Annotated in this window: 21 protein-coding genes and 1 pseudogene; 5 read left to right on the top strand and 17 right to left on the bottom strand. The window is 53.4% G+C overall.

The window, feature by feature from the left end:
* Nucleotides 1–2: 2 nt before the first annotated feature.
* On the top strand, nucleotides 3–1,166 hold the full coding sequence (gene fadA, locus AC3G3F_RS22490; RefSeq protein WP_053511005.1) for an acetyl-CoA C-acyltransferase FadA: 1,164 nt from the start codon (nucleotides 3–5) through the stop codon (nucleotides 1,164–1,166).
* Nucleotides 1,167–1,301: 135 nt separating this feature from the next.
* On the opposite strand, the gene fre is transcribed toward fadA, so the two are convergent.
* Together fre and ubiD are read right to left on the bottom strand one after the other, a co-directional pair.
* Complete coding sequence (gene fre / locus AC3G3F_RS22485; RefSeq protein WP_023247417.1) at nucleotides 1,302–2,003, bottom strand: NAD(P)H-flavin reductase; 702 nt, start codon at nucleotides 2,001–2,003, stop codon at nucleotides 1,302–1,304.
* A gap of 85 nt (nucleotides 2,004–2,088) precedes the next feature.
* On the bottom strand, nucleotides 2,089–3,567 hold the full coding sequence (gene ubiD / locus AC3G3F_RS22480) for a 4-hydroxy-3-polyprenylbenzoate decarboxylase (RefSeq protein WP_024149612.1): 1,479 nt from the start codon (nucleotides 3,565–3,567) through the stop codon (nucleotides 2,089–2,091).
* A gap of 185 nt (nucleotides 3,568–3,752) precedes the next feature.
* On the opposite strand from ubiD, the gene rfaH reads away from it, so the two are divergent.
* Complete coding sequence (gene rfaH, locus AC3G3F_RS22475; protein ID WP_001192410.1) at nucleotides 3,753–4,241, top strand: transcription/translation regulatory transformer protein RfaH; 489 nt, start codon at nucleotides 3,753–3,755, stop codon at nucleotides 4,239–4,241.
* Between the two features lie 7 nt (nucleotides 4,242–4,248).
* Here the strand turns inward: rfaH and tatD are convergent, their stop codons facing one another.
* The 9 genes from tatD to udp all read right to left on the bottom strand — a co-directional run bounded on the left by tatD (nucleotide 4,249) and on the right by udp (nucleotide 12,302).
* On the bottom strand, nucleotides 4,249–5,031 hold the full coding sequence (tatD, locus tag AC3G3F_RS22470) for a 3'-5' ssDNA/RNA exonuclease TatD (RefSeq protein ID WP_053511000.1): 783 nt from the start codon (nucleotides 5,029–5,031) through the stop codon (nucleotides 4,249–4,251).
* 41 nt (nucleotides 5,032–5,072) lie between these two features.
* Entirely contained in the window at nucleotides 5,073–5,852 is a 780-nt protein-coding gene (gene tatC / locus AC3G3F_RS22465) for a Sec-independent protein translocase subunit TatC (RefSeq protein WP_023247414.1), read from the bottom strand.
* 2 nt (nucleotides 5,853–5,854) lie between these two features.
* The gene (gene tatB / locus AC3G3F_RS22460; RefSeq protein ID WP_023247413.1) at nucleotides 5,855–6,403 is read right to left on the bottom strand and encodes a Sec-independent protein translocase protein TatB; all 549 of its coding nucleotides are present in this window, start codon (nucleotides 6,401–6,403) and stop codon (nucleotides 5,855–5,857) included.
* Between the two features lie 3 nt (nucleotides 6,404–6,406).
* Nucleotides 6,407–6,661: a Sec-independent protein translocase subunit TatA gene (gene tatA / locus AC3G3F_RS22455; protein ID WP_000508972.1), complete on the bottom strand. Its 255-nt coding sequence runs from the start codon at nucleotides 6,659–6,661 to the stop codon at nucleotides 6,407–6,409.
* 205 nt (nucleotides 6,662–6,866) lie between these two features.
* On the bottom strand, nucleotides 6,867–8,507 hold the full coding sequence (gene ubiB, locus AC3G3F_RS22450) for a ubiquinone biosynthesis regulatory protein kinase UbiB (protein ID WP_023247412.1): 1,641 nt from the start codon (nucleotides 8,505–8,507) through the stop codon (nucleotides 6,867–6,869).
* Nucleotides 8,504–9,109, bottom strand: coding sequence for a ubiquinone biosynthesis protein UbiJ (gene ubiJ / locus AC3G3F_RS22445; RefSeq protein ID WP_023247411.1), 606 nt, complete (start codon nucleotides 9,107–9,109; stop codon nucleotides 8,504–8,506). The genes ubiB and ubiJ overlap by 4 nt, the downstream gene beginning before the upstream one ends.
* A gap of 9 nt (nucleotides 9,110–9,118) precedes the next feature.
* Nucleotides 9,119–9,874, bottom strand: coding sequence for a bifunctional demethylmenaquinone methyltransferase/2-methoxy-6-polyprenyl-1,4-benzoquinol methylase UbiE (gene ubiE, locus AC3G3F_RS22440; RefSeq protein WP_000229009.1), 756 nt, complete (start codon nucleotides 9,872–9,874; stop codon nucleotides 9,119–9,121).
* Nucleotides 9,875–9,969: 95 nt separating this feature from the next.
* Nucleotides 9,970–11,400, bottom strand: coding sequence for a DNA recombination protein RmuC (gene rmuC, locus AC3G3F_RS22435; RefSeq protein WP_023247410.1), 1,431 nt, complete (start codon nucleotides 11,398–11,400; stop codon nucleotides 9,970–9,972).
* A gap of 140 nt (nucleotides 11,401–11,540) precedes the next feature.
* Entirely contained in the window at nucleotides 11,541–12,302 is a 762-nt protein-coding gene (gene udp, locus AC3G3F_RS22430) for a uridine phosphorylase (RefSeq protein WP_023247409.1), read from the bottom strand.
* A gap of 258 nt (nucleotides 12,303–12,560) precedes the next feature.
* On the opposite strand from udp, the gene AC3G3F_RS22425 reads away from it, so the two are divergent.
* Nucleotides 12,561–13,373 carry a dienelactone hydrolase family protein gene (locus tag AC3G3F_RS22425; RefSeq protein ID WP_023247408.1) on the top strand — a complete coding sequence of 271 codons (813 nt, stop codon included), beginning with the start codon at nucleotides 12,561–12,563 and terminating at the stop codon, nucleotides 13,371–13,373.
* Nucleotides 13,374–13,452: 79 nt separating this feature from the next.
* On the opposite strand, the pseudogene AC3G3F_RS22420 reads toward AC3G3F_RS22425, so the two are convergent.
* A pseudogene (locus AC3G3F_RS22420) lies at nucleotides 13,453–13,584 on the bottom strand (SEC-C metal-binding domain-containing protein); the annotation flags it as partial.
* A 215-nt stretch (nucleotides 13,585–13,799) separates the two neighbouring features.
* The gene (gene metE / locus AC3G3F_RS22415) at nucleotides 13,800–16,064 is read right to left on the bottom strand and encodes a 5-methyltetrahydropteroyltriglutamate--homocysteine S-methyltransferase (RefSeq protein ID WP_023247406.1); all 2,265 of its coding nucleotides are present in this window, start codon (nucleotides 16,062–16,064) and stop codon (nucleotides 13,800–13,802) included.
* Between the two features lie 248 nt (nucleotides 16,065–16,312).
* On the opposite strand from metE, the gene metR reads away from it, so the two are divergent.
* Entirely contained in the window at nucleotides 16,313–17,266 is a 954-nt protein-coding gene (metR, locus tag AC3G3F_RS22410; RefSeq protein WP_023247405.1) for an HTH-type transcriptional regulator MetR, read from the top strand.
* Here metR and AC3G3F_RS22405 read toward each other — a convergent pair.
* The 3 genes from AC3G3F_RS22405 to pldB all read right to left on the bottom strand — a co-directional run bounded on the left by AC3G3F_RS22405 (nucleotide 17,154) and on the right by pldB (nucleotide 19,966).
* Nucleotides 17,154–18,053 carry a carboxylate/amino acid/amine transporter gene (locus AC3G3F_RS22405; RefSeq protein ID WP_023247404.1) on the bottom strand — a complete coding sequence of 300 codons (900 nt, stop codon included), beginning with the start codon at nucleotides 18,051–18,053 and terminating at the stop codon, nucleotides 17,154–17,156. The genes metR and AC3G3F_RS22405 overlap by 113 nt on opposite strands.
* An 80-nt stretch (nucleotides 18,054–18,133) precedes the next feature.
* On the bottom strand, nucleotides 18,134–18,934 hold the full coding sequence (gene yigL, locus AC3G3F_RS22400) for a sugar/pyridoxal phosphate phosphatase YigL (RefSeq protein ID WP_023247403.1): 801 nt from the start codon (nucleotides 18,932–18,934) through the stop codon (nucleotides 18,134–18,136).
* A 15-nt stretch (nucleotides 18,935–18,949) separates the two neighbouring features.
* A complete protein-coding gene (pldB, locus tag AC3G3F_RS22395; RefSeq protein ID WP_023247402.1) occupies nucleotides 18,950–19,966 on the bottom strand; it encodes a lysophospholipase L2 in 1,017 nt (338 codons plus the stop codon).
* A gap of 110 nt (nucleotides 19,967–20,076) precedes the next feature.
* Between pldB and rhtB the strand changes: the two genes are divergently transcribed.
* The gene (rhtB, locus tag AC3G3F_RS22390; RefSeq protein WP_023247401.1) at nucleotides 20,077–20,697 is read left to right on the top strand and encodes a homoserine/homoserine lactone efflux protein; all 621 of its coding nucleotides are present in this window, start codon (nucleotides 20,077–20,079) and stop codon (nucleotides 20,695–20,697) included.
* A gap of 39 nt (nucleotides 20,698–20,736) precedes the next feature.
* Here the strand turns inward: rhtB and rhtC are convergent, their stop codons facing one another.
* Nucleotides 20,737–21,357 (bottom strand): threonine export protein RhtC, encoded by a 621-nt coding sequence (rhtC, locus tag AC3G3F_RS22385; RefSeq protein WP_023247400.1) that lies wholly within the window; start codon nucleotides 21,355–21,357, stop codon nucleotides 20,737–20,739.
* Between the last annotated feature and the right edge of the window lie 63 nt (nucleotides 21,358–21,420).

Here is a 21,420-nt window from a genome sequence, read left to right as displayed (position 1 = left end):
CAATGGAACAGGTTGTCATTGTCGATGCTATTCGCACCCCGATGGGCCGTTCGAAAGGCGGCGCGTTTCGCAACGTGCGGGCAGAAGATCTCTCCGCCCACTTAATGCGTAGCCTGCTGGCGCGTAATCCGGCGCTGGAAGCGGCGACTCTCGATGATATTTACTGGGGCTGCGTACAACAAACGCTGGAACAAGGCTTCAACATTGCCCGTAACGCCGCGCTGCTGGCAGAAATTCCCCATTCGGTACCGGCTGTCACCGTCAACCGTCTGTGTGGCTCCTCGATGCAGGCGTTACACGATGCAGCGCGAATGATCATGACCGGCGACGCACAGGTTTGTCTGGTAGGCGGCGTGGAGCATATGGGGCATGTGCCAATGAGCCATGGCGTCGATTTTCATCCGGGTCTGAGCCGCAACGTCGCCAAAGCGGCAGGGATGATGGGGCTGACGGCGGAAATGCTCTCCCGCCTGCATGGTATCAGCCGGGAAATGCAGGACCAGTTCGCCGCGCGTTCTCACGCCCGCGCCTGGGCCGCCACCCAATCTGGCGCATTCAAAACGGAGATTATCCCGACTGGCGGTCATGATGCCGATGGCGTACTGAAGCAGTTTAATTACGATGAAGTGATCCGCCCGGAAACCACGGTCGAAGCGCTATCAACGCTGCGTCCGGCATTTGACCCTGTCAGTGGTACGGTTACGGCGGGCACCTCATCCGCGCTTTCCGATGGCGCAGCCGCCATGCTGGTAATGAGCGAAAGTCGCGCCCGTGAGTTGGGCCTGAAACCTCGCGCCCGTATTCGCTCAATGGCAGTGGTAGGTTGTGATCCGTCAATTATGGGTTACGGGCCGGTGCCGGCGTCAAAACGGGCGTTGAAAAAAGCAGGACTATCGGCCAGCGATATCGATGTATTTGAGATGAACGAAGCATTTGCCGCGCAGATCCTGCCATGCATTAAAGATCTGGGACTAATGGAGCAGATAGACGAGAAGATCAACCTCAACGGCGGTGCGATCGCGCTTGGTCATCCGCTCGGCTGCTCCGGAGCACGTATCAGCACTACGCTTATCAACCTGATGGAGCGTAAAGACGCGCAGTTTGGTCTGGCGACGATGTGTATTGGCCTGGGTCAGGGCATCGCCACGGTGTTTGAGCGGGTTTAATTATTTCAGCCCGGGCACCCGATAAAACATGCCGGATGACGACGCTGGCGCGTCTTATCCGGCCTACAACGTATCGTTTCCACGAGAAAATTTAGTTGCCGTTCTTCCCGCCTGTCAGGGGCGGGTTTTTTGCTTTTAAATGAATGCGAATGCATCGCCAAACAGACGATCTTCCCGCGCGTTACGCTCGTTACAGAACAGATCGCGGGCAATTTTCGCCATCTCAAAACGTCCGGCAATATAAATATCGTGCCCCGCCAGCGTACCGTGATCCTGCAATACTGCTGTAAGTACCGTTCCTGTACGTCCACGCCAGCCCTCTTCCGGCTGCTCGACAACAGGTTCAATACGCAAATTCGGATGGTTAACAGAGAGCGCTTCCAGCTCAGAGAGATCATAGAGGTGCTTTTCTTCGCGACCGCCCCAGTAAATGGTAACATCGCGGGCCGGGTTGCGCGCCAACGCCGTCAACAGGATGGAGCGCACATAAGAAAAGCCCGTACCGCCCGCGATCAGAATCAACGGACGATCTTCATCGTCACGTAGCCAGGCGTCGCCATGCGGAATATCGACGACGATTTCCCGGTCTTTCAGAATCCGATCCATGACCGCCATCGCATACAAATTGAGCTCGGAAGCGCCAATGTGTAATTCAATAAACCCTTTCTCGTCCGGCGTTGAGGCCATCGAAAACGGGCGTTTATCACGCTCGTCCATTACGACCATCAAATACTGACCAGCGCGGAATGAAAACGCCGCGTCCGGCACTAAACGAACCCGATATACGGTATCGGTGATAGCTTCTACCGAGGTCACTTTACAGCTTAAGGTTGTCATGCGCTCCCTCTGTCGGGTGTCGGGTCAATACCGACATTTTTCAAGCCGCGTCGCCGCTGCCTGAAATGTCGGTGTCCGCTTTCAGTTATTTAAAGATAGCCAGCTCATCCCAAATCGCATCAATACGCGCGGTAACTTCAGGATCTTTAACAATAGGACGACCCCACTCGCGTTGGGTTTCGCCCGGCCATTTGTTTGTGGCATCCAGCCCCATTTTTGAACCCAGCCCGGAGACCGGCGAGGCAAAATCCAGGTAATCAATCGGCGTATTTTCAACCAGCACCGTATCCCGCGCAGGGTCCATACGGGTGGTAATCGCCCAAATCACATCATTCCAGTCGCGTGCGTTAACGTCATCATCGCAAACGATAACAAATTTCGTATACATAAACTGGCGCAAAAACGACCAAACTCCCATCATGACGCGTTTCGCATGACCAGCGTACTGCTTTTTCATCGTCACTACCGCCAGGCGATAGGAACACCCTTCCGGCGGCAGATAAAAGTCGACGATTTCCGGAAATTGTTTTTGCAGAATAGGCACGAAAACTTCATTGAGCGCCACCCCTAATACCGCTGGCTCATCGGGCGGACGTCCGGTATAGGTGGAGTGATAGATGGCATCCTCACGTTGCGTAATATGCGTAACGGTAAAGACCGGGAAGTTATCCACTTCATTATAATAGCCCGTATGATCGCCATAGGGTCCCTCCGGCGCCATCTCTCCCGGCTCAATGTAACCTTCAAGAATAATCTCGGCGCTGGCAGGCACTTCCAGATCGTTAGAAAGGCATTTAACCACTTCAGTTTTCGTGCCGCGCAGCAAGCCCGCAAAGGCATATTCCGACAGAGTATCGGGAACGGGAGTCACGGCGCCAAGAATTGTCGCCGGATCGGCGCCTAATGCGACGGAGACCGGGAAACGTTCGCCCGGACGCGCGGCTAACCACTCCTGAAAATCCAACGCGCCGCCGCGATGGGACAGCCAGCGCATAATCAGCTTATTTTTACCTATCAACTGCTGACGATAAATGCCCAGGTTTTGCCGTTCTTTGTGCGGGCCGCGCGTTACCGTCAGTCCCCAGGTAATCAGCGGCGCGGCGTCGTCCGGCCAACAGGTCATGATAGGGAGGCGCGTTAAATCGACATCATCGCCAGAAGCGATTTTCTGCTGACAAGGCGCGCCGCGTAACCGTTTCGTTGGCATGTTCAGCACTTGCTTAAACTGCGGCAGCTTGTCAAACAGATCGCGAAAACCTTTCGGCGGCTCAGGTTCTTTCAGAAACGCTAATAATTTACCCACTTCCCGTAATGCGGAAACATCATCCTGCCCCATGCCCATCGCCACGCGCTTTGGCGTGCCAAAAAGGTTGCACAGCACCGGCATTGAGTAACCTTTAGGATTTTCAAACAGCAACGCAGGCCCACCGGCACGCAGCGTGCGGTCAGCGATTTCCGTGATTTCCAGATGAGGATCCACAGGTATTGTGATGCGTTTTAGTTCCCCCTGCAGCTCAAGTAGCGTCAGGAAGTCGCGTAAATCGTGATATTTCATGGCGTCCATAGTAGCCTCTTGGTAAGCGCATCATTATACGGCGTTCATCATCGGGATGCTGTAGTTTTGTTAAATTAGCGTGAACTCTGGCAACCAACGCAAACCCAGATGCGGCTTGAAGGATGAAGTGTATAATTAACTTCGCGCATGGCTTTTGCTATGCTTGCGCCCCGAACAAGCGGATAAGAGTCATTATGCAATCCTGGTATTTACTGTACTGCAAACGCGGGCAACTTCAGCGTGCCCAGGAACACCTCGAAAGACAGGCGGTAAGCTGCCTGACGCCGATGATCACCCTGGAAAAAATGGTGCGCGGAAAACGTACCTCCGTCAGCGAGCCGCTCTTTCCTAATTATCTGTTCGTTGAATTCGATCCGGAAGTGATACATACCACTACGATCAACGCCACGCGCGGCGTCAGCCATTTTGTGCGCTTTGGCGCGCATCCTGCGATCGTGCCCTCCAGCGTTATTCATCAGCTTTCTATCTACAAGCCCGAAGGGGTTGTCGATCCTGAAACCCCCTATCCCGGCGATAGCGTCATCATCACGGAAGGCGCATTTGAAGGGCTGAAAGCGATTTTTACCGAACCGGATGGCGAAACGCGTTCGATGTTACTGCTTAATTTACTCAATAAAGAAGTGAAGCAGAGCGTAAAAAACACCGGTTTTCGCAAGATTTAGCGATCGTTCAGAATACGACCTCAAATAAGGTTCTGGCGTTGGCATCTGTCATCGCCGCTAACCATTGCGGATCTTCACCACGCCATAGCGCGATGCGCTCCAGGATGTGAGGCAGATAAGCGGGCTCGTTGCGTCGTGACGTCGGTTTCGGCGTAAGATCGCGAGGCAACAGATACGGCGCGTCGGTTTCTATCAGTAGCTTTTCCGCTGGAATAAACGGTAATAGTTCACGTAGCTCAAGCCCGCGTCGTTCGTCGCAAACCCACCCGGTAATACCGATATAGATTCCTCTGTCCACACAGGCCTGCATTTGCTGGCGTGAACCGGTAAAGCAGTGCAGTATTGCGCCGGGAAGACTATCCAGCCAGGGATCAAGCAATGCCAGAAATCGCTCATGCGCGTCCCGGCAGTGCATAAAGATTGGCATCTGTAATTCGGCGGCAATTTGTAGCTGCGCCTGAAAGGCACGCTCCTGCTCCTGCGGCGTGGAAAAATTGCGATTGAAATCCAGCCCACACTCACCGATAGCGACGACTTCCGGCTGGTTCGCCAGCGCAATAATGGTGTCTTCAGACGCGGATGACCACTGGCTGCTGTCATGGGGATGGACGCCTGCCGTCGACCAACAATGAGGGTAGCACCGCGCCAATTTTAACGCCTGCTGACTTTCATGGATGTTCGTTCCGGTCAGTAGCATACCTTTTACTCCCGCCGCAAACGCACGGGCGACCACATCATCACGATCTTTTGCAAACTGGCTGCTGGTTAAATTAACGCCAATATCAAACATGCTTGCCCCCATATGACAACCGCCCTGGCGGGCGGTTGTGCTTAGTCTTCAGTATGCGCGGCCTTTTCGGTCTCGGCCTCGTTATCTTCGTCGCGCGTCCGTCGCTTACCGACATAAAAACGTGAGCAGAAAACGCCAATTTCAAACAGGCAGTACATCGGTATCGCCAGCAACGTTTGCGAGAAAACATCCGGCGGCGTAAGCAGCATTCCCACAATGAATGCCCCGACCAGGATATAAGGTCGTTTTTTACGCAAATCTTCCGGCGTGGTGATGCCCATCCAGCATAGCAACACTATCGCCACCGGCACTTCAAAGGCTACGCCAAAGGCCATAAATAGCGCCATGACAAAGCTAAGATAGCTGGCGATATCCGTCGAAACCTGTACCCCTTCCGGCGCCGTATGCGTCAGGAAACCAAAGGCCAAAGGGAATACGACAAAATAGGCGAAGGCCATACCAATGTAGAAAAGCAGCGAGCTGGATACCAGCAACGGTACGACCAGGCGGCGCTCATGCTTATACAGCGCCGGGGCGATAAAGGCCCAAACCTGGTACAAAATGACAGGCGCGGATAAGATCAAAGACACCATGAAGGTGAGTTTGATAGGCGTAAAAAACGGCGACGCCACATCCGTCGCAATCATTGTCGCCCCTTGCGGCATCTGTTTAATCAGCGGTGCGGCGACTAAATGATAAATATCATTGGCGAAATAAACTAACGCCAGAAAAATCAGAAGTACTGCGACGATGCAGTTTAGCAGGCGCTTACGCAACTCAATCAGATGCGTGATAAGCGGTTGAGTATCTTCTACAGCCATGTTTACGGTTTATCACTCGACGAGGGGGATGATTCGACAACAGGCGCAGCGGATTTCTTCTCGGCGTCTATCGTGGCTACGGAGGCGGTTTCCGTCGACTCAGGCACGTTAGCTTTAACGGGCTCCGGCTTTTGTTCCGGCGCGCTCACCTGTGTTTCAGCGGCGGCAGGGGTGACGCCCTCATGCTGCGTTTCGTTCCCTTTTACCACCGGATTATGTATGGTATGCGCTTCATCGCTCGCTTGTTCGGGATCGTTAGCGCTGTAGGTGCGTTTCATCGACTCTGCGGCCTGACGCAGTTCATCCATAGATGCTTTCAGTTCGGGAGTCAGATTTTCCAGGCTCGCCTTTTCGACTTTTTTCAGACTGTCCTGGAACTCCTGAAGTTTCAGTTCCTGAGTCAGTTCATTCTGAACCGTTGTCGCAAGGGACCGCAACGCGCGAATCCAGCCCGCTACCGTTTTTACCGCTACTGGCAATCGTTGCGGCCCCAACACAATGAGGCCGATAACGAACACTAACAGCAGTTCGCTAAAACCGATATCAAACACGGATTATACCTGCTCTTTATCTTGGCTTTTAGCGTCTTCCTTTTTCGCTTCGCCTTGCTTATCCGCGATAGATTTAGCGGTAAAATCAGCGTCCTGACTGGTTTTATCCTGTTTGGCATCATCATCGCTCATGGCCTTTTTAAAGCCTTTGATAGACGCGCCAAGATCGGAACCGATGGAACCGAGTTTTTTGGTGCCGAACAGCAGTACGACGATGACGGCAACAATCAACAACTGCCAAATACTGATACCACCCATACATGTTCCTCTGTGATAGATGATGAATTATTAGGGCCGCATTATACACATTATCCTTCGCGCTGCCTCTTTGTTAGCCGCTTTCGCCCGCCCTATTCACATACTTTTACATACGACCGGGACGACATTGACTTGCGGCCTGAGAACTGCCTCGAGTGATAATATGTACCTGCGTGACACAACCGGCGTTGAGCGATAAAAAATCTCAACGAGTTTTACGCCAGCCAACCAGCCAGACAACTACGCCGCCGACCATGAGCCAGCCAGGCATCAATCCCCATTCAGGACGGTTGACGAGTAAAAATGACCCGCTCAGTAACAGCGTTGCGCCAATTCCCAATAAATAACGAGACTGACTTTGACGCACATGGTTTACCTGTAACTCGCGCGCAATCTTATCAACACTGTGCTGTAAATATTTGCCCTGGCGCAAACTGTCGTACACCAGTTCAGGTATTTCTGGCATTTTTTCGACCCAGAACGGCGCTTTTTCTTTAAGAGCCCGCGTGAGAGCCGGAATACCCACCTGATCTTTGATCCATGACTCAAGAAACGGCTTCGCCGTTTTCCACAAATCAAGCTGAGGATAAAGTTGCCGCCCAACCCCTTCAACATACAATAATGTTTTCTGCAACAACACCAGTTGCGGCTGGACTTCCATATTAAATCGACGTGCTGTATTGAAAAGGTTTAACAACACATGACCAAACGAGATTTCCGCGAGCGGCTTTTCAAAGATAGGTTCACAGACAGTGCGGATGGCAAACTCAAAATCTTCAACGTTGGTATCTGGTGGAACCCAGCCTGAATCGACATGCAGCTCCGCCACCTTTCGGTAATCGCGATTAAAGAACGCGATAAAGTTTTCTGCCAGATAGCGCTTATCTTCTTTGTTTAGCGACCCGACGATACCGCAATCAATGCCAATATATTGCGGATTTTCAGGGTGTTCATAGCTGACAAAAATATTTCCCGGATGCATGTCCGCATGGAAAAAGCTATCGCGGAAAACCTGGGTGAAGAAAACTTTGACCCCGCGTTCCGCAAGCAGTTTCATGTTGGTGCCGTTCTTTTCCAGCGCCGCCACATCCGAAACCGGAATGCCGTATATCCGCTCCATCACCATCATGTTCTGGCTACAGTAATCGGAGTACACCTCCGGGATATACAGCATGGGACTATTTTCAAAATTGCGCCGTAGCTGAATCGCGTTGGCCGATTCCCGCAACAGATTCAGCTCATCGATCAGCGTTTTCTCATACTCACGCACCACTTCCGTCGGGCGCAGACGACGCCCATCCGGCAACAGGCGTGGCACCCAACGGGCAAGGCGATAAATCAATTTCAGGTCTGCCTGAATTACCGGCAAAATATCCGGGCGAATGACTTTAATGACTACGTCTTTACCGTTTGATTTCAATCGCGCGGTATGTACCTGGGCGATTGACGCCGACGCTAAAGGCTGGATATCAAAGTCGTCAAACCAGGCTTCGACAGGTAATCCCCCCATCGCTTCTTCAATCTGGGCTTTCGCCAGCCGACCATCGAATGGCGCGACTTTATCCTGGAGCAACGCGAGCTGATCGGCGATTTGCGGCGGGAACAGGTCACGGCGCGTGGAGAGCATCTGACCAAATTTGATCCAGACCGGCCCCAGCTCTTGCAACGCCAGTCTTAATCGTTCACCCAGCAATTTATCTTTATGCCGGTTTGGCATCCAGAACAGCGAATAGCGCCATAACCGGAGTGGCAGTGTAAGACGCATTCGGGGAATGAGTTCATCAAGGCCGTAGCTTAAAAAGGTGCGGACGATGAAATATAGGCGCCGTACTTCACCTGGCGTCATTTGGCCTCCAGTTTTTCCAGCCGTGTGGTCAAAGCCTCTACGGCGCGCTCAACAGCCGCGGTTTCTTCTGCAAACCATGCGACTTCCAGCGGGCCAGGCGCCATACGCCACTCTTCAGTGATCGCTTCAGCGGCATAACGCTGCTGGCGCTGAAACCCGTGGCGCAGGAATTTAGCCCCGCCACGCAGGACCTTACCGATACTTTCCGCCGCAATATCGCCAGTGTATGGCGCCAACAGCTCCGCAGGATCGAATTCGGCGAGATCGGCGAGCGCCACAAAATTTTGCACGACCTGAATATCGCCCTGCACTTCCAGTTCGCCGCTGCGAATCAGCGCGGCCAACTGCTGACGATCGCGTAGTTTTGGCAAAACGCCAGCTTGTGTGATTACCGTACAGTCCGCTTCGCCTTCCCATGCCCCCAGCACATCAACCTGGCGTTCGCTGAATACCAGGACTAATGGCGTCGAAAATCCCTTGAGCTCCACACGCAGTACTTTTCCCTGTAAGCGCGTTCTGGCTGATTTCAGCGCTGGCGAACGATACAGAAACGTATTGAGGAGACCTTCAATTCCTGCGGTCACTAAGGGTTTAAAAGGCATTCCACCCTCCTAGAATTTATAACCACGGTGCAATGCCACAACGCCCGCCGTCAGATTGTAATAATCCACGCTCTCAAATCCGGCATCCTGCATCATGGCTTTTAAGGTATCCTGATCGGGATGCATACGGATGGATTCCGCGAGATACCGATAGCTATCCGCATCGTTCGCGACCATCGAGCCAATACGCGGTAAAATATGGAAAGAATAGGCGTCATACGCTTTACTCAGCGGCTCAATGATAGGCTTAGAAAATTCAAGCACCAGTAAACGTCCGCCGGGTTTCAACACACGGAACATTGACCGCAGAGCTTTTTCTTTTTCCGTTACATTGCGCAAACCAAACGAAATGGTAATGCAATCAAACGTATTGTCAGGGAAAGGCAGTGCTTCGGCATTCGCCTGCACATACTCTACGTTGCCGATCACGCCGATATTACGCAGCTTCTCACGCCCCATTTTGAGCATAGAATCATTAATATCCGCCAGGATAACTTTGCCAGTTTCCCCGACCATACGTGAAAATTTCGCGGTAAGATCGCCCGTACCGCCCGCTAAATCGAGAACGGTTTGTCCACGACGCACGCCACTGCAATCAATGGTGAAGCGCTTCCACAAACGATGAATGCCAAATGACATTAAGTCATTCATCACATCGTACTTTGACGCCACAGAATGAAAAACGTGGGCCACCATGTCAGCTTTCTGCTCTTTAGCGACGGTCTGAAAGCCAAAGTGCGTCGTTTCTTGTGAATCTTCCACCATCTCAGTGCCTGCTTATCGATAAAAATGTTCAAGAAGTGTAACAGATTGGGCCAATTTGCCCTACTCTGCGCCAGGACTAAACTACTCCGTATGGGTTAACTTAACTGCTGCTTCACCCGTTCATCATTGGGATAATGTTCGTCTTGTCGCCCTTCAGGAATCGATCGTAAACGATATTCTTCATCTTGCGTAACGGCCTGTTCCGCTAAATCCGGATTAATCTCGCGTTTGATTTCCACGCCTAACCCCCGGAAGGCCTCCGCCTGCGCCAAAACGTTGCCACGCCCCGACGCGAGTTTTTTCATCGCCTGGCGGTAGTTATCCTGCGCTTTATCCAGACTCTGGCCGATCGCTGACATATCATCAACGAACAACCGCATTTTATCGTAGAGCTTACTGGCTCTGTCCGCGATGTGCTGCGCATTGCGGCTCTGGTGTTCATAGCGCCATAGGTTGGCGATTGTCCGTAATGCCACCAGTAGCGTTGTGGGACTTACCAGCATAATGTTATTTTTCAGCGCCTCGGTTATCAGTTCGGGCTGTTTATCTAACGCCAGCAGGAAAGCGGGTTCTACGGGGATAAACATCAGAACATAGTCCAGCGAGCGGAGCCCGGGAAGCTGCTGATAGTCTTTACGCCCCAGTAAGCGAATGTGATTGCGCACCGAGGCGATGTGCTCCTGTAAAGCAGCCTCGCGCGTATAGTCATCTTCAGCATTAAAGTAACGCTCATAGGCGACTAACGTCATTTTAGCGTCGATGACGACATCTTTGCCCTGCGGCAAGCGGACGATGACATCCGGCTGCATCCGCGAGCGCGCATCGTTCTCAATACTGACCTGTGTTTCGTATTCGTAGCCTTCACGCAGTCCGGATGCCTCCAGTACCCGCGCCAGCACAACTTCGCCCCAGTTTCCCTGCGCCTTATTGTCCCCTTTCAGGGCGCGCGTCAGGTTGATTGCTTCCTGCGCCATCTGCGCATTAAGCTGCTGCAAGTTACGAATTTCGTGCGCCAGCGTATGCCGCTCCTGCGCTTCTTTGCCAAAACTCTCCTGAACCTGACGGCGAAAACCGTCCAGTTGCTCACGCAGCGGCGTCAGCAGGCTATTCAGGCTTTGTCGGTTTTGTTCGTCTACACGACGATTACTGTGTTCAAAGATACGGTTCGCCAGATTTTCAAACTGTTCGCTTAAACGCTGTTCGCTGTTGATCATCTGACGGATTTTGTCTTCCGCGTGTTGCTGAGTCGCTTCCAGACGGGTCGTGACTTCACGTAGATCGGCTTCCAGAGAGGTATTAATACTGTGCAGGCTACGCAGTTCGTTATTAAGTAACTCGCATTCGCTACGCCAGTGCGCTTCTTGCGCTAATTGCTGCCGGGCTGCGCTCAGTTCGATATCCAGCTCCCGCCGTTCTTCGATAAGCTCGGCGCGGATTTGATCGGCGTGCGCTTTCGTCGCCAGCCAGCCAATAACCGCCCCAGCCGCCAGCGCCACGACGGCACTTATCATAAGAGTAATATCCACAACGCCTCCCCCTGGAACCACACAGTCCTGCACAAAATAGAATTGTGCTGTATAAACGTCCAGTTTAAAAGGAATTTCCTGCGAGGCGCCACGCAAAAAGAAAAGGCCGAACACGTCGGCCTTTGCAAAAGAGAGGGGAATTACAGCAGACGACGGGCCGCTTCCACGACGATTTTCACCGCGTGGCTTTCAGTTTGTTTCATCGTTTCCGCATTCGGAATCTCTTGTTGGGTACGGTTGACGATAACCCCCGCCACCATACCTGCGCGTAAACCCTGGCTTGCACACATGGTTAACAGCGTAGCGGATTCCATTTCGTAGTTCATCACGCCCATCGCCTGCCACTCTTCCATAGAACCTTTGAAGCGACGAACAACGCGACCAGAATAGGTGTCGTAACGTTCCTGACCCGGATAGAAAGTGTCGGAAGAGGCGGTTACGCCAACGTGAGTCGTGGCACCAATCGATTTCGCAGCTTCAACCAGCGCAGTGGTGCAGGAAAAGTCGGCAACGGCCGGGAATTCCATCGGCGCAAAATGCAGGCTCGCCCCATCCAGACGAACGGATGCGGTCGTTACCAAAACGTCGCCGACATTGATGTGCGGCTGAATCGCCCCCGTGGTGCCGATACGCAAGAAAGTACGAATACCCAGTTGCGCCAGTTCTTCCACGGCAATAGAGGTAGACGGACCGCCGATACCAGTAGAGCAAACGATAACTGCCTTGCCATCCAGCTCAGCGCGCCAGGAGGTGAACTCGCGGTGTGATGCCAGCTTAACCGGCTTATCCATCAGCGCGGCGATCTTTTCCACACGCTCAGGATCGCCAGGGACGATGGCGAGCTGGGCCCCTTGTAAATCGTTTTTGGTGAGGCCGAGATGAAAAACATCAGACTTGGACATATAAAACTCCTCTGTGAATCGGGTTTGTCAGAAGAAGCAAAGAGACACTTTACCTAAGACATAAAGATATTTTCGTGACAGCAATCACTATGGCGTAAAACAATTGCATTCAATTACCATTAAAAAGTGATGTGCATCACAATAAATAATCAATATCGCCAGGCATTGCACAAAAGATAGCCGCTTTAAGGCAATGTGGTTTGTTACACACTGTCTATAGTTAAGATTGCGCTATTTTTTAAGGGTACGGAGAATACCATGACAACGACACATCCATCCGGCTTTGCACCTGCAGCCTCCCCGCTTGCCCCTACGATGATTCATACCCCTGATGAGGCCATTAGCGCGGGGGTAACGTCAATTCCCTCTCAGGGCGACGACATGCCAGCCTATTACGCCAAACCAAAAGCGAACAACAGTGCGCTGCCTGTGGTCATTGTGGTGCAGGAAATTTTTGGCGTACACGAACACATTCGCGATATTTGCCGACGGCTGGCGCTGGAAGGCTATCTCGCCATCGCGCCAGAACTCTATTTCCGCGAAGGCGACCCCAATGATTTCGCCGATATACCCACATTATTGAGCGGGCTGGTGGCTAAGGTACCGGATTCGCAAGTCCTTGCTGACCTGGATCACGTCGCCAGTTGGGCCTCGCGCAACGGCGGGGATGCGCACCGGCTGATGATCACCGGTTTTTGTTGGGGAGGCCGGATAACCTGGCTGTACGCCGCGCACAATCCACAGTTAAAAGCGGCGGTAGCGTGGTACGGCAAGCTAGTGGGCGACACGTCGCTCAACTCGCCGAAGCATCCCGTTGACATTGCCACCGATCTTAACGCGCCGGTACTGGGTTTATACGGCGGGCAGGATACCAGTATTCCACAGGAGAGCGTGGAAACCATGCGTCAGGCGCTACGCGCCGCTAACGCGAAGGCGGAAATCGTGGTCTATCCCGATGCAGGGCACGCATTTAATGCCGACTATCGTCCGGGCTACCACGAAGCCTCAGCAAAAGACGGCTGGCAAAGAATGCTGGAATGGTTCGCGCAGTACGGTGGGAAAAAAGGCTAACAACAGCGCATTACGATGTTTGTTGGGTCTACGATGCCGGAGTCGGTGTAGGCTCAACAACGCGTCATAACCACGTTAGCTATGCTTTACCGCAGCATTTTTTATATTTTTTGCCGCTGCCGCAGGGACAGGGGTCGTTGCGGCTGACGACGCTCCCATTTTTACGCGCGTCCTGCGCCAGCCAGCGCATGAGCGACGCCATCGGATAGACCGCCACAATACTTTCCAATGACGCTATCCACCTGGTGATCATTCATACGTCGGATCTTTTTATTATCATGATCGCCAAGTAGCCAGATCAGAAAATAAAAAAAGAAATGAGAAGAACGGTAAACAGTGACAACAGTTGGTCAGGTAAAGCGCAGGCGCTACCCGTCAAAGGGTAGCGCCGCCTTGATGCCGGATAAACGCAGCGGCCAGGCTGGATTATTTCGCCTGACGCAGATTGTGTGCCGCTTTGACCATGTTCGCTAACGCCGCGCGGGTTTCCGGCCAACCGCGAGTTTTCAGACCGCAGTCCGGATTCACCCACAGGCGTTGTGCCGGAATACGCTGTGCCGCTTTCTTCAGCAAGGCTTCGATCCACTCGACGCTCGGCACGTTCGGCGAATGAATATCATACACGCCCGGCCCGATTTCGTTCGGATAATCGAACGCTTCAAACGACTCCAGCAACTCCATATCGGAACGCGAGGTTTCGATGGTGATCACGTCCGCATCCAGCGCCGCAATGGAGTCCATGATGTCATTAAACTCGCAGTAGCACATATGGGTGTGAATCTGGGTGTCGTCTTTCGCTACCGCCGCGTTGATGCGAAAGGCTTCTACGCCCCATTCCAGATAGGCGTCCCAGTCGCTGCGACGCAATGGTAAACCTTCGCGTAGCGCCGGCTCGTCGATCTGAATAATCCCGATCCCCGCAGCCTCCAGATCCGCTACTTCATCACGCAGCGCCAGCGCAATCTGTTTCGCAATCGTTTCGCGGGTCACGTCTTCGCGGGGAAACGACCAGCAAAGAATAGTCACCGGGCCGGTCAGCATCCCTTTTACCGGCTTGTCGGTCAGCGACTGGGCATATTTTGCCCACTCCACGGTAATCGGCGCCGGACGACTGATATCGCCGATTACCACCGGCGGCTTCACGCAGCGGGAACCATAGCTTTGCACCCAACCATTCTGGGTAAAGACGAAGCCGTCCAGGTGCTCGCCAAAATATTCCACCATGTCGTTACGCTCGGCTTCGCCGTGTACCAGCACGTCCAGCCCTAAACGTTCCTGCTCAATGATCGCCTGCTTGATATGTTCAGCGATGCCGGTGCGGTAGTTATTCGCGTCGAGGTTGCCCTTTTTGAAGTCCAGGCGCAGACCGCGAATCTCCGTGGTTTGCGGGAACGAACCGATAGTCGTCGTCGGCCAGGCGGGAAGCTTAAAACGGGCGCGTTGCGCTTCAGCACGCACCTCATAAGGATTCTCACGCTGGCTATCCTGCGCGGTGATCGCCGCCAGGCGTTTTTCTACCCCGGCATTATGGACGCGGGTTGAGTGGCGACGAGCCTGAATCGGCGCGCTCCACTCGGTAATCGCCGATGTGTCACCGCTGTTCAGCGCATCACGCAGCAACGCCAGTTCACCGCATTTTTGCAGCGCAAAGGCAAACCAGCTTTTTACTTCCGCATCCAGACGCGTTTCGACGCTGAGATCGATCGGACTGTGCAGCAAAGAGCAGGAGGATGCTACCCACAGCGCGCGTTTGCCCACAATGTCGTTAATCTGCGCGTGTTTCTCGGTCAAATCGGCGCGCCAGACATTACGCCCGTTAATCAAGCCCGCAGAGAGCAGCCAGTCGGCCGGCAGACGTTGATGCAGTTCCGATACATCATCTTTGCCATGAATGAGGTCAACATGTAGCCCCTGTACCGGCAGCGCGATAATAGTATTAAGGTTTGGCGTCACGCCTTCAAAATAGGTTGTCAGCAACAGCTTCACCTGGCCGGCGAGCGCGTCGTAAGCCAGTTTGAAGGCATCCAGCCACGCCTGCGGCAGTTCCAGTACCAGCGCTGGTTCGTCAATTTGTACCCACTCGATACCACGCTTTGCCAGCTCAGCCAGCACTTGCTGATACACCGGCAAAATGTCTTTCAGCAACGTCAGGCGGTCAAACGGCTCGCCTTTCACTTTGCCCAGCCATAGATACGTGACAGGCCCCAGCAATACGGGTTTGATCTTATGACCCAGCGCCAGCGCTTCATCCACTTCCTCCAGCAATTGTGTCCAGGTGAGTCTGAACTGCTGGCCTTTGCTGAATTCCGGCACCATGTAGTGATAGTTAGTATTAAACCATTTGGTCATTTCCGCTGCCGCCGCCGGTTCGCCAGTCGGCGCGCGACCGCGGCCAATGCGGAATAGAGTGTCAATGTCCACGGAACCGTCGTTGTTCTGATGACGAGCCGGCACATTGCCTAACAGCAGGCTGGTGGTCAGAACATGGTCGTACCAGGCAAAGTCGCCTACCGGCAGCAGATCAATACCCGCTTGTTTCTGCTGCTCCCAGTGACGCGCGCGCAGTTCGCGCCCAACCGCCAGCAGTTCTTCACGGGTAGCGTTCCCCGCCCAGTAGCTCTCTTGCGCTTTTTTCAGCTCGCGACGCAGGCCAACGCGAGGAAAACCGAGGGTGTGAGTCAATATTGTCATTTTACTTCCTCTCTTATTTTATTGAATCTGAAAGTAAAACTCTAAATAGTTCGGCTTGCAGGAAGGCGGCGACACAGCGCATCCCCAGGAGCTTACTGAAGTAAGTGACTGGGGTAAGCAAGGAAGCCAACGCATCTGCAAGTCGAAATATGACGAGTTTTGGACGTCTGGATGTTTACACATCCATAATGTAAAGGTACTGTATATTCCTCAAGCGCAATTTGTTCATGGCGAAGTGAAGGACTTTCATGATCGAGATTAAACACCTGAAAACACTCCAGGCATTGCGGAATAGTGGATCGCTGGCTGCCGCGGCGGCGGTGCTACACCAGACCCAATCCGCTCTGTCTCACCAGTTCAGCGATCTGGAACAACGCCTTGGCTTCCGCCTGTTCGTGCGTAAAAGCCAGCCGCTGCGCTTTACGCCGCAGGGGGAGATTCTGCTGCAACTGGCAAACCAGGTGCTGCCGCAAATCAGCCGTGCGCTACAGGCATGCAACGAACCGCAGCAAACTCGTCTGCGCATCGCTATTGAATGTCATAGCTGTATTCAGTGGTTGACCCCGGCGCTGGAAAACTTCCGTGCAAGCTGGCCGCAGGTAGAAATGGATTTCAAATCCGGCGTCACTTTTGATCCACAACCAGCCTTGCAACAAGGCGAGCTGGATTTGGTGATGACGTCGGATATTTTGCCGCGCAGCGGGCTGCACTATTCGCCGATGTTCGATTTTGAAGTCCGACTGGTGCTGGCACCCGACCATCCGCTGGCCAGCAAAACGCAGATTACGCCGGAAGATTTAGCCAGCGAAACGCTGTTAATTTACCCGGTGCAGCGCAGCCGACTGGATGTCTGGCGACATTTCCTGCAACCGGCGGGTATCAGTCCGCCGCTGAAAAGCGTGGATAATACGCTATTGCTGATTCAGATGGTGGCAGCCAGGATGGGGATTGCCGCCCTGCCGCACTGGGTGGTGGAAAGTGTTGAGCGCCAGGGTTTGGTGGTGACCAAAACCCTGGGCGATGGTCTGTGGAGCCGTCTGTATGCCGCCGTGCGCGACGGCGACCAGCGCCAGGCGGTGACCGAGGCGTTTATTCGCTCGACGCGGAATCACGCCTGCGATCATCTGCCGTTTGTGCGGAGCGCGGAGCGACCCATTTTCGATGCACCCACAGCGAAGCCAGGATCACAGCCGCGCCTGTAATAAAACTTGGCCAGTGGGGCTGCTGATGCCAAATTGCGAGATTAACCAGCAGTCCTGCGGGAACATGCATATTATTCATAATACCCAGCGTCCCGGCGTCCACCTGGGTAGCGCCATAGTTCCACATAAAGTAGCCAATGCCGGACGCCACCACGCCGAGAAACACCAGAATGCTCCATTGCAGCGTGGTTTCCGGCAACTGTTGCGCGTTCCCCAACAGCGACCATGCCACCGCCGCCACCAAAAACGCCCCCAGATAGAACCACGCAAAGGCGTTGTGCTGCGGCATGGGGCGGGTCTCCATCAGACGTTTATACCCCACCATTCCGATAGCGAAACTGATATTAGAAAGCTGCACCAGGAGCAAACCTACCCAAAAATGGTCGGTCACACGATCGTAGCGAATAATCCCGGCACCAATCACCGCCAGCAACGCGCTAAATGCATAGCCCCAGCGTAAACGACGCTGACTCATCACATCGTAAATCAGCGTGATATAGAGCGGCGTCAGAACGGTAAACAGCAGCAGTTCGGATACGGTCAGGTAGAGGTAGGCATGGAAGCTCAACATATACATGATGCCAAGCTGCATCGCCCCCACCAGCATATACAGGCTGATGGTTTTTAGGTTGTGCCCGCGAGTACGCAAAAACGGCAGAAAAACGAGCGCCGCCAGCCCAACGCGTATGAGCACCGCGAAATAGCTATCGACATGCCCGGCAAGATACTCGCCAAATAGACTAAAGGAGAAAGCCCACAGGATAGTGGTAATGATAAGTAGCGCCACAATGGATGTCTCTTAAAACAGGGAACACCCATTGTAGCGGAGAGCGAAGTTGACAACTGGTCAACTAACAAACAATCACGTCAGCGTAAGAAGAGTTCGCGTAGGTAATGCGGCACGGCGTTATCAGCGTTGATGCCGATCACCTCAAGTTCGGGATACAGGTCTTTCAGACGCTGGTGCGCATTGCCCATGATGCAGCCTTTACCCGCCATTGTGAGCATTTCAGCGTCGTTCATCCCGTCGCCAAAAGCGATACACTCTTTCAGGCTGTACCCCATCGCATGAGCGACCGCTTCCAGCGCATGACCTTTCGACACTCCGCCCGCCATCACTTCCAGACAGGTCAGCGTGGAGAAACTCACGTTTACCCGATCACCCCAGCGCGCGTTAATCGCCTGCTCCAGCGGCAACAACTTTTCATGGGTATCGCTGGTGAAAAACACTTTGCTGACGCCCTCCGGCTCCAGCAGCGCAGGCTCAAACAGCGAGTAGTTAAATACCGCCTCTTTGAAAAAACGCATTTCATCCGGGCGATGACGGTTCATAAACCATTCGTCGTCGCGATAAACGTTGGTGACGATGTCCGGGTTCGCATTCACCACCCCGAACAGGTCGCTGGCAATGTCGCGATCCAGATTATGCGTAAAAACCAAATTCCCGTCGGTATCGTGCACTCGCGCACCGTTGGAGGTGATCATGTAAGACTTGATTTCAAGATTATCGCGGATTTGCCCTACATCGACATGATGACGACCAGTGGCAAAGACAAAATGGATACCGCGTGCGGTCAACAGCTTCAGAGTCTCTTTGGCATAAGGGGACAACGTATGGTCGGGGGAGAGCAGCGTGCCATCTAAATCAGACGCAACAACCTGATACATAATAAAATTTAACCTCTAAGCAAAGCGATTTCCGCTGGATAAATTAGGCTTGTTGAAAAATCCAACAATGGCGTTAAGCGCGACTGAGCGCATGGCGTCCTTTTCAAAAAGGATCTCATGGTACGCGCCTTTGATAACCAGCGGTTTTCCCCCTTCACAAGGGTGCCCCGCCGCAGCGCGAATTTCACAAAAACGATCGTGGGTACGGTTATCCACTACCCGCTCTTCTTCCGCCTGAATCAGTAGCGTAGGCGTCGCGTCATCGCTCGCCCCCGCCAGTACCTGCTCACCCGCCAGAATGCCTTCGCGCACCCAATGCCAGGTGGGGCCGCCGACGCGCAGTTGCGGCTCGTCGGCATAAAATCGTAAGTTGCGCTGATAACGCTGGCGGCTGTGGGTCAGCGCATTCATCCCAAACGGTAACGCCCGCCACTGACCGGTACCAATGGCGTAATCTTCACGGATGCGCTGGTGCCCTTCGGCCCAGTCGAGAATATGGCGCACCATGAAGGAAGGCAAGCGTATCACAATACCAAACATCGGCGCGGTGAGCGCAATAGCGTCGCACCGCACACGATGGCGTTGCAGGAACAAGGTGGCTATCGCACCCCCCATTGAGTGCGCAAGAATATAACGCTTACGCCACGGCCCCGGCTCAATTTCCTGTTGCCAGAACGCCGCTAAGTCCTCAACATAATCGTTAAAATGATCAACATGGCCCCGATGCGGGTCCGATAACATTCGCCCGGAGCGCCCTTGCCCACGGTGGTCGATGATGAAGATATCAAAACCGAGATGAAAGAGATCGTACGCCAGTTCAGCGTATTTTACGTAACTCTCAATGCGGCCAGGACAAATGATGATCGTCCGATCGTTGGAATCGGTCCGAAAACGGACAAAACGTACCGGAATGTTGCCCACGCCGATAAACTCCGCCTCTTCCCGCTGACGCCAGAAATCAGTCAACGGCCCCATAGCAAAAGCAGCGAACGCATTTTCTCTTGTTTCCCAGTCCTTTTGCTGCTGAAACATCGGGTATCCGGCCTCATTTACCAGGTAAAATCGTTTTTTGCGTCGTGTCTGACACAACACAGCGGCAGTAGCGTATTGTGGCACAAAAACAGACAACCAGGGAGTTTCACATGACCTTTGAATGGTGGTTCGCCTATCTGCTGACCTCAACTCTGTTGAGTCTTTCTCCGGGTTCTGGTGCCATCAATACCATGACGACGTCTATCAACCATGGATATCGTGGCACAGCGGCTTCTATCGCCGGACTCCAGACCGGGCTGGGTATACATATCGTACTGGTGGGCGTCGGACTGGGTACGCTCTTTTCGCGCTCGCTCATCGCTTTTGAAATCCTGAAATGGGCTGGCGCGGCTTATCTTATCTGGCTGGGTATCCAGCAGTGGCGCGCCGCAGGCGCTATCGATCTGCATACCCTCGCCCAGACGCAATCGCGGGGCCGATTGTTCAAACGCGCGATATTTGTCAATCTAACCAATCCCAAAAGCATTGTCTTTCTTGCCGCCCTGTTTCCGCAATTCATCATGCCGCAGCAACCGCAACTGGCGCAGTACCTCATTCTCGGCGTCACCACGATTGTGGTTGATATGATTGTGATGACCGGTTACGCCACGCTGGCGCAACGCATTGCCGCCTGGATTAAAGGACCAAAACAGATGAAGGCGCTGAATAAAGCGTTTGGTTCGTTATTTATGCTGGTAGGCGCGCTCCTGGCGTCGGCAAGACATGCATGATAGTAGTGCCGGATGACGTTTATCCGGCCCGGAGGTAAATTAACGCGAAATAATCAGGTGAATGCCAAAGCCCGCAAACAGAGCGCCGGCAAAGCCATCAATCCATTTCGCCAGACGCTGATAGCCGCGGCGCATTTTCGGCAGCGCGAACAGGCTGGCGACCACAGTAAACCAGGCCAGCGTTTCCAGGGTGATTAACGCGAAAATACCCCAGCGCGCCGCAGCGCCGACGTTATCGCCGACGAACAGTGAAAAAACGGAACCAAAATAGATAATCGCTTTCGGATTTGACAGATTGGTCAACAGCCCTTTGAGAAAGCTGCGCCCGCTCTGCGCCAGTTCAACGTGCGGAGAAGGCACCGCCGCATCTTGTTTTTTCAACGCGCCGCGCAGCATCTGATAGCCCATCCAGCACAGGTACAGGCCGCCGCCTACCATAATGATCGTATGCAACCAGGCCATTTTTTCGATGATAAGATGCAGGCCAAGCAGCGCCACGCCCGCCCATACCATCACGCCGCAGGTAATGCCCAGTACGCCCATCATCGCTTCTTTACGCGAACGGCTGACGGCAGTTTGAGACACGAAGAAAAAGTCGGGGCCGGGGCTCATTAGCGCAACGATGTGCACCATTGCCACGGTGAAAAATAGCATCATCATAAAAATGACTCGCGGGAAAATAGTTCAGTGAGTCACCATCCTGGCACTTTTTTGCCGGGCTGA

The organism is Salmonella sp. FC25216, from assembly GCF_057751355.1.
The sequence above is the reverse complement of the archived record's forward strand: the minus strand, read 5'-3'. Positions and strand labels throughout refer to the sequence as shown.